This is a genomic window from Pantoea sp. KPR_PJ (assembly GCF_041386365.1).
Taxonomy (GTDB): domain Bacteria; phylum Pseudomonadota; class Gammaproteobacteria; order Enterobacterales; family Enterobacteriaceae; genus Pantoea.
In genome coordinates, this window is sequence record NZ_JABMIK010000001.1 from 654,477 (window position 1) to 668,863 (window position 14,387).

Genomic DNA, 14,387 nt, shown 5'->3' on the forward strand with positions numbered 1-14,387 from the left:
CTCGACTCCTTAACTTGCCTGAGCGACGCTGTTCACGTCGATCACTTTGATAAACCGCAGACGGCCGTCATAGGGCGGCTGGCCATAGCGCTCAAGATCTCCGCTGAGATCAAACTGCGGCTGATAGCCTGACCCGCTGTAAAGGCGAACCGCTTCCGGCTGGCGAAACCCGGTAGTGAGATAGAGCCGACGATAACCGGCCCCCAGCGCACGCTGTTCCAGCTCCTGCACCACCCGCAGCGCCAGCCCCTGACGCCGCAGATCGCCGCGCGTCCAGATGCGCTTCAGCTCGGCGGTCTCATCATCAAACGGCTTATAAGCCCCCATGGCGATAATCTCCCCGTCGCGCTCCAGCACGATAAAAAGCCCGCGCGGCGGCAGATACCACTCCGTTTTTTCCACTTCCTGCTGGCTGTGGAAAAAGTCGCCGTAGCGCGAGGCATAAAATGCAAACAACCCGGTCAGGATCGGCTGTAGCTCAGGATCCTCTGGCGACACATCACGAAAAAACTGCTGGCTCATGCTGATCTCCTCAGTCGCCCAGGCCCGGCGGATTGATTTCAGAACGGTCGATCTTCTCAACGCCCTCACCCCAGCGGTTGAGCACCCGCAGATAATCGCCGTTCTGGATGACACCATTCAGCGCCGTGTTGATCGGTTCGGCCAGGCCGCTGCCCTTTTTCACCGTCACGGCGATATGCGCGACTTTCGGCCAGCCGCCGTCGAAACTCCCCACCAGCCGGGTTTTGCCGCTCAGCGCCGCTTTCCATGCGCCAATCACGTTTGGCCCAAAGAAAGCGTCAGCGCGGCCCGACTGCAACGCCAGCGTCTGGGCGGCGTCATCCCGGGTATAGATCGGCGTAAACGGCTTCAGCCCTTTTGCCTGATTGGCTTTATCCCACTCCAGCAGCACCGCCTCCTGATTAGTGCCGGACCCCACGATAATGCGCAGCCCGGCAATATCCTCAGCGCGAGTGATCGCTTTAATGTTGCTGTCTGTTTTGACGTAGAAGCCCAGCGTATCGCGTCGATAAGTGGCGAAATCGAACTTCTCTTTGCGCTCTCTGGTCACGGTCACGTTGGAAATGGCCGCATCATATTTGCCCGACGTCACGCCGAGCGGCCAGTCTTCCCACGAGGTCGGCACCACATTGAGCTTCAGGCCAAGGCTATCGGCCACCAGACGAGCAATATCTACCTCGCTGCCAAGCAGCGTTTTGTTGTCGTCAGAAAAGACCGTCAGCGGTGGCGAATTCAGTGCGGCCACCGCCACGGTAAATGAACCCGGCACCACAAAGTGATGCCCGGCGGGGATCTGCGCCACCGCCTGTGCGTTCTTCGCGGTGTTAATGGGATCTTTATTGGCCTCAAGGCTGACGCGCTGGCCATTGTAAGCAACGTTAGTGCCTTCGGCGTACAGGCTGCCTGAAACGGCCAGCAACAGCAGGGCGATAAGGGTTTTCTGGGTCTGCATAGCGAAGGTGCTCTTAGTGTGGAGAAAACTGATTAGCCGGTTCCTTGAGGCCAAAGCTGGCACGCAATGTCGTTCCGGGGTATTCGCGTCGGGTCAGGCCGCGCGCCTGTAAGATCGGTACGACGTGATCAACGAAGCGCTCAAAGGTGTCGGGCGTGCCGCCCTGGATAATAAAGCCGTCGGTTGCGGCGTGCTCGAACCACGCCTGAAGACCGTCTGCCACCTCTTCTGGCGTGCCATGAAACAGCGGACGCGGCGTAGCGGCCTCCAGCGCCGCCTGACGCAGCGTATGCCCCTGTTCGCGCGCCTTACGCTTAATCTCGTCAGTGGTGCTGCGAAAGCTGTTCTGGCCGATAGCCCCCAGCTCAGGGAAAGGCGCATCCAGCGGATACTGAGAGAAGTCATGATGGTCAAAAAAGCGTCCCAGATAGTTGAGCGCGTCCTGGATCGACACCAGCGCGGCGGTGGTCTGATACTGCTGCTCCACGTCTTCCGCACTGTCACCGACAATCACGCTGACACCCTGAAAGATATGCAGATCCTCCGGCTGGCGGCCGTTCTCCACCAGCTGCCGCTTTACATCGCGGTAGAATGCCTGCGCCTCTTCCAGCGTAGGCTGGTGGGTGAAGATCGCGTCGGCATGGCGCGCCGCCAGCTTTTTGCCATCCTCAGACGCTCCCGCCTGGAACACAATGGGACGGCCCTGCGGCGTGCGCTGTATATTCAGCGGCCCGGCAACCTGAAAGAAATCACCGTGGTGATCAATGGTGTGCAGCTTAGTGGCGTCAAAAAACTGGCCGCTCACTTTGTCGCGCACGAAGGCGCCCTCTTCCCAGGAGTCCCAGAGCCCTTTCACTACGGTGAGGTACTCATCGGCAATGCGGTAGCGCAGCGCATGCTCCGGATGCTGCTTACGGGAAAAGTTTTTCGCCGATCCCTCCAGCGGCGAGGTGACCACATTCCAGCCCGCGCGGCCGCCGCTCAGATGATCGAGGCTGGCAAACTGGCGCGCGGTAATAAACGGTTCGCTGTAGGAGGTAGAGACCGTGCCCACCAGGCCGAGGTGGCTGGTCACGCCTGCCAGTGCGGAGAGCAGCGTTAGCGGTTCAAAACGGTTGAGAAAGTGGGGTATCGACTTTTCATTGATATAGAGGCCATCGGCAACAAACAGGAAATCGAGTTTGCCCTCTTCCGCCTTGCGCGCAATGCGTGTTGCATAGGCCAGACTGATGCTGGCATCGGCCTGGGCGGCTGGATGTCGCCATGCAGACATGTTGCCGGATGCACCGTGCAGAATGGTTCCCAGTCGAAGTTCTCTTTTGGTCATAATCGTCTCTCAATGAATTTTGTGACAACGGTGCCCGCTGCGCGACTGTCAGGCCGGGCAGAAGCCGTTCAAATCCGGGGATCAGGTCAGAATGGCGTCACAACATCGCGCGTTGAGGTGAAGCAGCGCCTGCTGGGCCAGCTGCGCGAAGTAGCGCGCCGCAGGCGCGATAAGCGCCTCGTCGGGATTAAAGGCAGGATGATGCAGCCCCGCCTCGCTGGCGCTGCCAATACTGACAAAGGCACCAGGCAGTTTTTGCAAATAGAAGGCAAAATCTTCGCCGCCCAGGTGCAGGTCAGCGGTCTGCACGCGATAGCCCGCCTGTTCAGCCATTTCGCTGGCGAAGCGCGTCCACTCGGGATCGTTCACCAGCACCGGCGGGCCGGCATGCCAGCTCAGCGTGGCTTCGGCACCTGCCGCCTCGGCAAAATGTGTGACCAGCGCTCGTACCCGCGCCTCCAGCCCGGCGCGTACGTCACGATCGTGGGTGCGTGCCGTGCCGCCAAACTCCACGCTGCCAGGCAACACGTTCCAGGTTTTACCGGCATCAATGCGCGTAATACTCAGCACCAGGCTGTCGAGCGCGTTAAAGCTGCGGCTGGTCAGGCTTTGCAGCCCCTGGATAATCTGGCTGGCCGCAACAATCGTATCCACACCCTGTTCCGGATGGGCAGCATGTGCTCCTTTGCCGCTGACGCGAATGATAAATTTGTCGGCATTGGCGTAAAACGCGCCGGCGCGCGTGGCAAAGGTGTTGGTTGGCAGAGCCGGTTCATTGTGCATGCCGAAAATCGCCTGGACGCCGTCCAGCACGCCCGCCTCAATGAACTGACGCGCACCGGCGGCAATCTCTTCTGCAGGCTGGAACAGGATCCGCACGCGCCCCTTGAGTGCTGCCTCCTGCTGCTTCAGCAGCAGTGCCGCCCCCAGCATGACCGCGCTGTGCACATCGTGTCCGCAGGCATGCATCACCCCGGGACGCCGCGAATGGTAAGAGACGCCGCTCGCCTCATGCAGCGGCAGCGCATCAATATCGGCACGCAGGGCAATCAGCGCCTCACCCTGACCCACCTCCCCCACCAGCCCGGTTGCCAGCGGATGATCCAGCAGCGTAATATCCGCCGCCTGCAACCATGCGCGCAGGCGCGCCGTGGTCGCCTTTTCCTGACCGGATAGCTCCGGCCAGGTGTGCAGTTCGCGACGCCACGCAATCAGCTGCCTGTCGAAAGGTGTGTTCATGGTGATCTCCGCCGCTTACGCCGCAACCAGATGATGGGTCGCCAGCAGCGCCAGCGAACGCACGCGGGCGGCTGGCTCGTCGATCGGCGTGTCGATAACAAACTCGTCGATGCCATAGTGCTGCTGCAGCGTCTCCAGTTGGGCATGCACCTGCGCGGCAGTGCCTTTCAGCAGCGACGGAGTGCGCGGCTCAATCACGTAATCGGTAAAGCCCCCTTGCCGAACATAGCGTTCTGCCTGTTCAAGGCTACCGACATTGACCCCCTGGCCGCCGTTGACCTTAACGTGAAAGTGGCGCAGACCGTTGACCAGCAGATCCGCCTCGGCCGGCGAGTCAGCCACCACCACCTGCACCGCCACCAAGGCGCGCTGGCCACTGAGACGGTAATAGGTGCCGAGTGTACTTTCCATCAGCTGGCGGTCGCCGTTGAGGTGGGCGGCAAACACCAGCTGCCAGCCCTGCTGCGCGGCCAGCGTGGCGCTCTCTTCGCTTGCACCCAGCAAAAAGCGGTTGGCCGGACGCGGCGGACGCGGCGTTGCCTGTAGTCCTTCTTCCTCCTCGGCCTGCGCCTGCTGTGGCGCGCTCAGCCACTGACTGAGCTGCTGAAGCTGATCGGCAAAACTGCCCTTTGCCTGCGCATCAACGCCCGCCTGTAGCGCGCGGGTTGAGAGTGGCAGGCCGCCCGGCGCTTTACCGACGCCCAGGTCGATACGGCCCGGTGCCAGCGACGCCAGCAGATTGAAATTTTCAGCCACTTTATAGGGGCTGTAGTGTTGCAGCATCACGCCGCCAGAGCCGACGCGAATATGGTGCGTCTGCCCGATAATCCAGGCGATCAGCAGTTCCGGCGACGGGCTTGCCAGCTGCGCGCTGTTGTGGTGCTCAGCCAGCCAGAAACGATGATAGCCCCAGCGTTCCGCCTGCTGTGCCAGCTGTAGCGTGCGCTGCAGGGCACTGCTGGCTGACTCATTCGCCAGCACTGGCGATTTATCCAACAAACTCAGACGATATGACATTCACCTTTCCTCACCTCAATCCAGTTGCGACTCAGTGTGAAGTCAGGTTAATAGTTCGTAAAACAACAAATATGAAAAAGGGAACATCAAAAGTGGCATAACAATACGGGTTTTCCGACGGCAAAAATAAAACGTCATTATTTTCGGCTTTGCCAGATAAAGAGGGAAAACGCGCTTCCTGAAAAATAAGAACGACAAATCATATCGCCAGCGTGCTAATTGTTATTTTCAAATAAGCTTTGCGCAAATCATTGGTTCAATTGGTCGACGTCGCATTCGATGATGAATTTCGCCGTAAAAGGCAGTTGATAATAAAGGGATTCACATCATGCGATTTCGTTTTTCGCCGCTGTCGCACGCCACCCATACCAGGCAGGTGATCGACAGACTTTTCTCGCCTGCTTATACGCAGGCTAAACCGGCGATTGCTACCTGTGCGGCGGGCTTTGTCGATCTCAGCGACTGGCTGACATTCGATTCGGATACGCTGGCGCAGCTCGATTTGATCCCGTCGGCCGCGTCTTTCGTTCGGTCAAATCGCCTGAGGCTGACGCCCGGCGAGTCCTTTCTGCCTGCTGACGCACAAGGATAGCCATGTTTTCACCTGATCAACTGATTGCCTGGCGACGCGAGCTGCATCAGCATCCGGAGCTCTCCAGCCAGGAATTTGAGACCACACAGCGTCTCACCCGCTGGCTGCGACAGGCCGATATCCGCCTGCTGCCGCTGCCGTTAAAAACCGGTGTGGTCGCGGAAACAGGCTATGGCGAGCCGCTCATTGCGCTGCGCGCTGATATCGACGCATTGCCTGTGGATGAGGCAGTAGATCATCCGTGGAGATCGCAGCAGGCCGGGGTGATGCACGCCTGCGGCCACGATCTGCACGCGACGGTGATGCTGGGCGTGGCACATCGCCTGCGCCAGCAGGAGTCACAGCTGCCGGGCCGGGTGCGTATCCTGTTTCAGCCAGCTGAAGAGACCTTTAACGGCGCGCAGCAGATGATTGAGGCGGGAGCGCTGGAGGGCGTGCAGGCTATTTTTGGCATGCACAACGCCCCTGATCTGCCGCTCGGCGCGCTGCGCACGCGCGGTGGTGCCTTATACGCTAACGTCGATCGCTTTCGTATCCGCATACAGGGCAAGGGCGCGCATGCCGCGCGGCCACACGAAGGTATCGACTCGATTGTTATCGGTAGCCATATCGTGACGGCATTGCAGACTCTGCCGAGCCGCGTATTCAGCTCGCTGGAGTCGGTGGTACTGAGCGTCACGCGCTTCACCGCGGGCAACAGCTGGAACGTGCTGCCGCAGAGCGCTGAGCTGGAGGGCACGGTGCGCACCCATAACGACGTCATTCGCGAGGTGATGCCACACAAAATCCGGCAGCTGGCTGGCCGTATCGCCGCAGGGTTTGGCGCAGATGCCGAACTCGAGTGGATCGCCGGGCCGCCAGCGCTGGTGAACACCCCCGCCTGGGCTGACTTTGCGCTGGCGCTGGCGCAGGCGCGCGGTTTCCGTATTGAGCGCACTACACCGCAGATGGGCGGCGAGGATTTTGCTTTTTACCTGCGCCATGTGCCGGGCGCGTTTGTCACTATTGGCAGCGCCAGCCCGTTTGGTCTCCACCACCCGGGTTTCGATCCCGATGAGGGGATTATCGCCCCAGCGGTGGACTACTTTACCGAGCTGGCAACGCGTGCGCTGGCGATCGTGGCCCGCTTATGACAAGAAAGAGAAAAGCAGAGAGGACTTCTCAGGCTCCTGTACCGGTACTGGATCATGGCGTAATTACCGTGGCTAACCGGCTGGATGAGGCGAGCGCGCGCTATCGTCGGCTGGGTTTTCAGCTCAGCGAGCGAAGTCACCCAACGCCTGGCTCCAGCCACCATCTGGCGATTTTTGCCGAGAACTATCTGGCGCTGCTGGGCTATGCGCCAGGGCGCGGCGAACAACACAAGGATTTGTGGCAGGCTCCGCTCGGCCTGTCCGGACTGGTGTGGAAAACCCAGGATGCAGAGAGTGCCTTTCAGCACCTGCAGCGCCAGGATCTGGACGGCGAGGCACCCGCTACGTTTTACCGTCCCGTTACCCTGCCGGACGGTGCAGCGAGCGAGGCGCATTTTCGCACCGTGCGGCTGCGTCCAGCGCTGATCCCCAACGGCCAGAGTTTTTCTGCCAGCACGATACGCCGCAGGCGGTGTGGCAGGCCGCCTGGCAGCCGCATCCAAACGGCGTGCATACTATCAGCGAGTTTGTCATCGTGGCACAGGACCCGGCGCTCGCCGCTCAGGTCTATAGCCACCTGTTTGGCACGGATCGCATCCTTGCCTGTCATGACGGCGCTTTTGTGCTGAAGGCCGGGGCGGCGCAGGTGCGCTTTGCCTCTGCCAGCTACGCACAGACCCGTTTCGGATCGCTGCCGGAAATTATGACGGTTCAGCGCGCATGTCTGCGCTCAGTTTCCGCAGCAACGATCTTGCTAAGGTGAAAACGAGCCTGCTGCTGGGCGATATTCCGTTCCGTGAGGAGCAGGAGGCAATTGTCGTTGCGGCGGAGCAGGGGTTTAATGTGGCGCTACGCTTTCACGTCTGAGGTGAGCGTAACCCTGTCCGGGCAACCCCACGGGTTTTGCAGGCTGTTGCACCCCTGCGCCGCGGCAGCTTCACACCTGCTGGCCTGACATCGTCCGGTGACAGCAGGCTCTTTGCCCGGTTCACGCCCTTCTCAGAGCCCGCAGCGTCATAGCATCAGCGGCGGGTCACGCAGTAACTGCTGTTGCGATAACCTTTATCCCTGAGATAACGTCCAGCGCGGCGACATTGGGCAACGAATCCTGCACTCAGCCACGTCACGAAGAGTTCCTGCGCCCGGCGAAGATTAACTATTTGGGGCACGCGCGCGGTAAGGGCTGTTTTTTAGACAAAGTTCGATTGACACTTAACCTACCTACTAGTAGATTCAAATCAGATTTGCTGAATGTTGAACCTCATTCTGCTGCCACGCGCCAGACCAGACGGCGGATGCACAGGTGGGCTTTGCTTAAATTTTCGCTACCCTGAGTCTGTTTATGAATAAACCCACGCTCTCTACGCGCCAGACACTGATGCGTCTGGCATTCATTGCGCTGATTCCGCTGTTACTCATAGCACTCATGCTGTGGGTGGGGGGCTGGCTGACGCCTGAACGACTGACGTCGGACAAACTGGTGACGGCACTGCAACAGGCTGGTGGCCACCACCCGGGCTATCGCCGCAATCATGCCAAGGGAGTCTGTATCTTTGGCGACTTTACCTCCAGCGGCCAGGCCGCAACGCTCTCACGCGCGGCGCTGTTCGCGCCTGGTGTCACCCCTGTTGTGGGGCGTTTTGCCATCGCGGGAGGCAATCCCGGTGCGCCAGACTATGCAGTGCCAGTACGCAGCATGGCGCTGGCTTTTTATCAAAAAGATGGTGAGCAATGGCGCACCGGCATGAATGCGATGCCTTTCTTTCCGGTGCAAAGTGTGCAGGGTTTTTACGATCTGCAAGTTGCCACGCTGCCGGATAAGCAAAGCGGCAAGCCCGATCCTGCTAAGGTTCAGGCGTTTGTTCAGCAGCATCCTGAAATTAAACCCTTTTTTGCCTGGGCGAAGCAGTATGTGCCCTCTTCCAGCTGGATCCGCGACCGTTTTAACAGCATTAACGCGTTTAATTTTATTGATGCTGCAGGCCATTCACACCTGGTGCGCTGGAGCATGGTACCGCACGCGAAATATCAGCCTGCTGAGGCGCAAGAGAAAAAGGACGCTAATTTCCTGAGCAACGATTTACAGCAGCGGCTGGCACAGGGCCCTCAACAATGGGATCTGATCGTCACCGTCGCCGGCCCGCAGGACAGAGGCGACGATGCAACGGTCGCGTGGCCTGCCGATCGTCAGACGATCAACGCGGGCACCCTGACCATCAGCCGGACAACACCCCAGCAGGCAGGGGCCTGTAACGACATTAATTATGACCCGCTGATTTTACCGGATGGCATCACGGCTTCGGATGATCCGCTTCTCAGTGCCCGCTCATCCGCCTATGCCAAATCTTATCATGCTCGCACCCACGAACAGGCTGAGGCCCAATGATGAAACAGACTGACGCTTTCCACCCGGCACTGCGCGCGATCCACTGGCTGATGGCGGCGGCGATTATGGCGATGCTGTTTATCGGCGTTGCCATGGTTGCCACGGTCTCCTCTTTACACAACCTGCTGGTGGCCATTCATAAGCCGCTTGGGCTGATGATTTTGCTGCTGGTCATTGTGCGACTCTGGCTTCGCTTTACCACCGCTAAACCCGCTCTCCCTGCTACCTTACCCGGCTGGCAGAAAGCGTTAGCGCACCTCTCCCACTGGGCGCTCTATGCCATGATGCTGGCGCAGCCGCTGATTGGTTGGGCGATGCTGTCGGCGGCAGGCTATCCTGTCACGCTGGGTAGTCTGGTGCTGCCGCCGCTGGTGCCAGTCAGTAATGATACCTGGGCGCTTTTGCGACCGCTTCACACCTGGGTCGCGCTGGCGCTGTTTATCACCGTTTTGCTGCATCTTGCCGCCGCGTTGTTTCACGCGTTGATTTTGCGCGATGGCGTCTTTAACAGCATGGCGGGATCCGGCCTGCGTAAGCGCTGACGCCTGTTGTCTGCTGCGCTTGACAACCTGATGGCCGGTCAGTAGGTTCAGGGCCGATACGTATATTGCAGCGAATTTAGCACCGCTGCCGGAGCATGCATGAGTACCGAACGTTCACCGAAAGCTGAAGAAATTATTCACCACACCCGAATGCTGCTTACGACAGGCGGGTATAAAAGTTTTAGCTACGCCGATCTAGCCGAGCGCGTACAGATCCGCAAAGCCAGTATTCACCACCATTTCCCGGGTAAGGCAGATTTGGTACAGGCGGTCGTCAGTGATTATCGTCAGGAGGCCCGGGCGGGCATGGCAGCAACCAGCCAGCATTTTGCGGGTGATGCCCTGGGTGAGATTAACGGCTACGTCAACTACTGGGCGACCTGTATAAAGGAGAACACCTCCCCTTTCTGTATTTGCGTAATGCTGGCGGTAGAGTTGCCGCAATTACCTGAAGAGGTCGCGCAGGAGGTCAGCGGGCATTTTTCCGATCTTGCCAGCTGGCTGACCAACATACTGCAGCGGGGAGCCACCAGCGGCGTCTTTATCCTGCGGGAGAGTGCAGCGGTCGAGGCTAAATCTCTGATGGCGACGGTGCACGGTGCCATGGTCGCCGCACGTGCTTTTAACAATGCCGATCTTTTTCTCCAGATTGTTAAGCCGGTGCTGAATAAGTTAATCGCCCCTCGCTAAACGGTGGCGTGTATGACGAGCGGCGCGCAGTGGCTTTTATTCATGTTCGCAGCGCGCTGTTTTATGACTTGCTTGCAAATTAATTCTTATTGCATGCGTGCAAATAGTGCCTGACTCACTCTCATTTTGAAAATGCGCGGGTGATGACAGGCGACATAACGAATTTCAGGCATTGCTGACCATCAACCTACCTTCTAGTAGGTATATAAGGCGACGCGCGCGATGACAAAGCGCCCCTTTTTTAGAAAGGCAATCAAGATAGCCGCAGTGACGTCAAACACAGTTTTTTTTCAGGCTCAATCTGACACGAGGACACTTTTTATGAACGCTATTTCCGCGCCGCCGTTATTAACAGACATTACAGAATTAAACCGTCAGAAAATACAGATGCAGTCTCCTGACGCCATTACGCTGGGTTTTCAGACGCAGCTGCAAAATCGGGTTAAGCGCCTTCAGACTCAGGGTTCAGCGTTGGCAGATAAGCCCCTTACGCGCCCGGCAAAAATCTCTCCCGGTCAATCAGAGGCAGACAGGCTGCTCAGACAGTTGCTCGCCAGCAGGACAATACCGTCAGAACCAGCGCATTCAGTCTGTATGAAGGAAACCCCTGTCCGGGACGCTGTCACTGACGCTCCGGCCTGTTGGTACGGCGTAGTTGGCTCCGCTGCATCAGGCGATAGCGGCGCAGTGTGCGCGGTTGCCGCTCAGCTGCACGCGTGCCCGTTACCGCCTGTAACGAACGTAGCGGTTGCAAATTTTTTTATCTGGATCCCGCCTGAAATAATCCGGTTTCCCGTGGTGTTTTCCCTCAGCGCACCGCCACTGCGTATACGCAGACTTCGCGGGCTCAATCGGCTGGGTTATCACCAGTCCGCTATCCGGCGTGATGAAAAGAAGTAGCCTGACTTTTTAATGCCCGCGACGCGCGGCAGCAGATGTACCGGACCAACGCTGTTCTGCAATTCCCCGACGGCCTGCTTTATTACCCGGCTCTGTCAGGGCGCACTAATGTGTTTTTTTACCCTGCTCTGTTGCAGCACCCGCTCAGACAGGCACCTTGACTGAACGTAATAACCCTTTTATATCGGGAGATATGGTTATGCAAACTATCACGTTATTATCCCCTCCTTCACAAAACAAATGGCTGCAGTCTTATTATTATCTGCGAGCAACCGCGTCCATTATATGGATATTGCTTGCGCTCTTTATCGGCAAACATCATTCTGCTGTCGGCGCGGCGCTGCTTATTCTCTATCCCGCGTGGGACGCATTCGCTAATTATCTCGACGCCAGACAATCGGGCGGCCTGACCGCCAACCCACCGCAGAAATGGAATGTTGTTGTCAGCCTGCTGATCGCCCTGGCGATTATCTGGGCGCTTTCAGTCAGCATAAATGCAACCATCAAAGTGTTTGGATTATGGGCAATCTTTTCTGGCGTACTTCAGCTTTCTGCCTCGGTTCGTCGCTGGAAAGCCTCTGACGGACAATGGGCGATGATGTTAAGCGGTGCGCAGTCAACGCTGGCGGGCGGATTTATGTTCAAACAAGCCAGCAGCGGCATGGCTCTGGATGTCACAACGGTTGCACCCTATGCGGCTTTTGGCGTCGTGTATTTTTTGATTTCAGCCATCTCACTGACGATAAAAAACAACCGTAAAACTCCACCCCTGGCCAGGCAATAAGTGTAACACGCGCAACCTGATGGCTTAGCGGGCAATCTGTGACAACGCTAAGGGTTTGGCGCCTGAATTATGCCGTCAGGCAGACACCTCACTTCCCGACGCGGCGTCATAGCGCCGCCCCCCTTTTTTAACCGCTTAACTGTAAGAGGCGAACCCGTGTTTCTTTCTGATAACCTAACACCGCTTCAGTCGCACCGACTCACCATCGATAATCTTGATGCCGCACTGATCTACCTGCTGGCCGAGCGCTTCCGCTGTACGCAAAAAGTGGGTGAGCTTAAGGCCAGGCATAATCTGCCGGAGCGTGATAAAAGCCGCGAGGCAGTGCAGCTCTCCAGAATCAGAGAGATTGCACAGGATGCCAGGCTCGACGCGGATTTTGCTGAAGGTCTGATGCGTTACATTATTGACGAGGTAGTGCGCAGGCATGGGCAATTACGAGCTGACCGTCCGCGTTGACGCAGGGTGCGCCCCACGCCTTTCAGGTGTGGGGCGCACAGGTGACAGACGTGGCAGGCGAGGCGATGCCGCCTCGCGTTCAGGCGGAGGGGGCACTCGCCGCATCGGCTTTTGACGCCAGCATACGGTCTGTAATATCCAGCAGGGCGCGCAGGCGATCCATATGCCGCAGATCCTGATGGTAGCCTACCCAGATATCTCTTGAGGGCGGCAAATCTGGCGTGGCGATACGCTGCAATCCCGGCGTCGCATCACCCAGCGGCTGTGGCAACACGGCGACGCCCAACCCTCGCAGGCACATTTGTGCCTGAATTCCCCGGCTGGTGCTCTTAAAGGCCGGTCTCGATTGTGGAAATCGCTCAACCAGCCAGGAGACGTCAGGAAAGTGTGATTGTCCGGTGTTCATCATGATCAGCCCGACCGAGGCGGGATCGGTAAGCAGCGCCTGAGCATTTTCAGGCGTGCCATAAAGGGCATAAGGCATACGCATCAGGCGACGCTGAACAATGTCGGGATCGGTAAAGGGTACAAGACGAAAGGCGATGTCAGCATCACGGCGCGCCAGGTCGAGCAGGCGATAGCTGGCAATGATTTCCGGCACGATCGCCGGATGGCGATGCGTCAGCTCGTCCAGCACCGGGCCAAGCACGTAGCTGGCAAACCACTCTGCCGACGAGATCCGTAATAGTCCTTCAAGGCGCTCGTGATTACCTGCCAGACGCCGCTCCATTGCCAGTGCTGAACTCTCCATCGCTTCGGCCAGCTTCATAACCCTGTCACCGGCATCCGTCAGCACCAGCCCCTCACTGGTCCGGCGAAACAGCGCCTGCTGCGCCTCCTCTTCCAGCGCCTTGATGCGACGTCCAACCGTGGGATGACTTACACCAAGACTTTCCGCCGCCTTCCCGAACGATCCCTTGCGCATAACCGCAAGAAATACCTGAACGTCTCCCCACTCCATTTTGCCGCCTCACCGTACAAAAATGAACATCGTAACTACAAAAGTGTCAGTTCTCAAACATCTTTGTAAGTAGCACTCTGGTCTCATCTTTTCAGTCGCCTCAGGCGGCGCTATCAGAGGCTAATACCATGCGCAAATTACAAGAGAAGGTGGCGCTTATTACCGGCGCATCCAAAGGTATCGGGGCTGGCATTGCCCGCCAGCTGGCGGCGGAGGGGGCAAGAGTCATCGTCGGGTACGCCTCGGACAAAAGCGGTGCCGATCGGGTGGTTGCAGAGATCGCGGCCGCCGGAGGCCAGGCGGTGGCAATCGCAGCGGATGTCACCCGTCAGGCCGAGGTCGAGAGGCTGACTGATGCGGCCCTTCGCCATTTCGGCCGGCTGGACATTGTGGTGAACAACGCCGGCATCTATCAGTTCGCCAGCATTGAAGAGAGCACCGAGGCGCTCTACCGCAAGCAGTTCGACATTAACGTGTTGGGCCCGCTGCTGGTCACCGCCGCCGCCGTACCTCACCTGCGTCCTGGCAGCAGCATTATCAACATCAGCTCCTTCGTCACCCGCGTGTTTATCGCTGAGAGCGCCATCTACAGCGGTGCCAAAGGCGCGCTGGACGCCATCACCGGGGTGCTCGCGAAAGAACTGGGTCCCAGAGGCATTCGCGTCAATGCGGTCAGCCCGGGTCTGACAGAAACGGAAGGCAGCCACCGTGCGGGCGCGATGCACTCGGATTTTCAGACCTGGAATGAAAAGCTCACCCCGCTCGGCCGCATCGGTCAGGTGCAGGATGTTGCCCCGATCGTCTCCTTTCTCGCTTCCGAAGAGGCGGGATGGATCAGCGGCGAGATCATTCTGGCCTCGGGGGGGATGCGCTGATCCTCTCG

The 14,387-nt window shown here is 58.4% G+C and carries 14 protein-coding genes and 1 pseudogene; 9 read left to right on the plus strand and 6 right to left on the minus strand.

Annotation, left to right across the window (positions count from 1 at the left end):
• Positions 1-9: 9 nt before the first annotated feature.
• From HP564_RS03055 to HP564_RS03075, 5 genes are all read right to left on the minus strand, one after another.
• Positions 10-522: a GNAT family N-acetyltransferase gene (locus HP564_RS03055; protein WP_371240060.1), complete on the minus strand. Its 513-nt coding sequence runs from the start codon at positions 520-522 to the stop codon at positions 10-12.
• A 10-nt stretch (positions 523-532) separates the two neighbouring features.
• The gene (locus HP564_RS03060; RefSeq protein WP_371240062.1) at positions 533-1,474 is read right to left on the minus strand and encodes an ABC transporter substrate-binding protein; all 942 of its coding nucleotides are present in this window, start codon (positions 1,472-1,474) and stop codon (positions 533-535) included.
• A 13-nt stretch (positions 1,475-1,487) separates the two neighbouring features.
• Positions 1,488-2,801: an LLM class flavin-dependent oxidoreductase gene (locus tag HP564_RS03065; protein ID WP_371240064.1), complete on the minus strand. Its 1,314-nt coding sequence runs from the start codon at positions 2,799-2,801 to the stop codon at positions 1,488-1,490.
• An 81-nt stretch (positions 2,802-2,882) separates the two neighbouring features.
• On the minus strand, positions 2,883-4,040 hold the full coding sequence (locus HP564_RS03070) for an amidohydrolase (RefSeq protein ID WP_371240066.1): 1,158 nt from the start codon (positions 4,038-4,040) through the stop codon (positions 2,883-2,885).
• Positions 4,041-4,055: 15 nt separating this feature from the next.
• Complete coding sequence (locus HP564_RS03075) at positions 4,056-5,057, minus strand: MsnO8 family LLM class oxidoreductase (protein WP_371240068.1); 1,002 nt, start codon at positions 5,055-5,057, stop codon at positions 4,056-4,058.
• A gap of 328 nt (positions 5,058-5,385) precedes the next feature.
• Here HP564_RS03075 and HP564_RS03080 point away from each other — a divergent pair, with 328 nt between their 5' ends.
• From HP564_RS03080 to HP564_RS03115, 8 genes and pseudogenes are all read left to right on the plus strand, one after another.
• Positions 5,386-5,649, plus strand: a complete 264-nt coding sequence (locus HP564_RS03080; protein ID WP_371240070.1) for a hypothetical protein — start codon at positions 5,386-5,388, stop codon at positions 5,647-5,649.
• Between the two features lie 2 nt (positions 5,650-5,651).
• Positions 5,652-6,782, plus strand: coding sequence for an amidohydrolase (locus HP564_RS03085; RefSeq protein WP_371240072.1), 1,131 nt, complete (start codon positions 5,652-5,654; stop codon positions 6,780-6,782).
• A pseudogene (locus HP564_RS03090) lies at positions 6,779-7,649 on the plus strand (VOC family protein). The gene HP564_RS03085 and the pseudogene HP564_RS03090 overlap by 4 nt, the downstream one beginning before the upstream one ends.
• A gap of 475 nt (positions 7,650-8,124) precedes the next feature.
• Positions 8,125-9,168: a catalase family peroxidase gene (locus HP564_RS03095; RefSeq protein ID WP_371240074.1), complete on the plus strand. Its 1,044-nt coding sequence runs from the start codon at positions 8,125-8,127 to the stop codon at positions 9,166-9,168.
• The gene (locus HP564_RS03100; protein WP_371240652.1) at positions 9,168-9,710 is read left to right on the plus strand and encodes a cytochrome b; all 543 of its coding nucleotides are present in this window, start codon (positions 9,168-9,170) and stop codon (positions 9,708-9,710) included. The genes HP564_RS03095 and HP564_RS03100 overlap by 1 nt, the downstream gene beginning before the upstream one ends.
• Before the next feature lie 99 nt (positions 9,711-9,809).
• Entirely contained in the window at positions 9,810-10,400 is a 591-nt protein-coding gene (locus HP564_RS03105) for a TetR/AcrR family transcriptional regulator (protein ID WP_371240076.1), read from the plus strand.
• A gap of 1,099 nt (positions 10,401-11,499) precedes the next feature.
• Positions 11,500-12,084, plus strand: a complete 585-nt coding sequence (locus tag HP564_RS03110; RefSeq protein WP_371240078.1) for a DUF308 domain-containing protein — start codon at positions 11,500-11,502, stop codon at positions 12,082-12,084.
• Positions 12,085-12,240: 156 nt separating this feature from the next.
• Positions 12,241-12,543: a chorismate mutase gene (locus HP564_RS03115; protein ID WP_371240080.1), complete on the plus strand. Its 303-nt coding sequence runs from the start codon at positions 12,241-12,243 to the stop codon at positions 12,541-12,543.
• A 79-nt stretch (positions 12,544-12,622) separates the two neighbouring features.
• On the opposite strand, the gene HP564_RS03120 is transcribed toward HP564_RS03115, so the two are convergent.
• The gene (locus HP564_RS03120; RefSeq protein ID WP_371240082.1) at positions 12,623-13,504 is read right to left on the minus strand and encodes a LysR family transcriptional regulator; all 882 of its coding nucleotides are present in this window, start codon (positions 13,502-13,504) and stop codon (positions 12,623-12,625) included.
• Positions 13,505-13,632: 128 nt separating this feature from the next.
• Between HP564_RS03120 and HP564_RS03125 the strand changes: the two genes are divergently transcribed.
• Positions 13,633-14,379, plus strand: coding sequence for a glucose 1-dehydrogenase (locus HP564_RS03125; protein ID WP_371240084.1), 747 nt, complete (start codon positions 13,633-13,635; stop codon positions 14,377-14,379).
• Positions 14,380-14,387 lie beyond the last annotated feature (8 nt).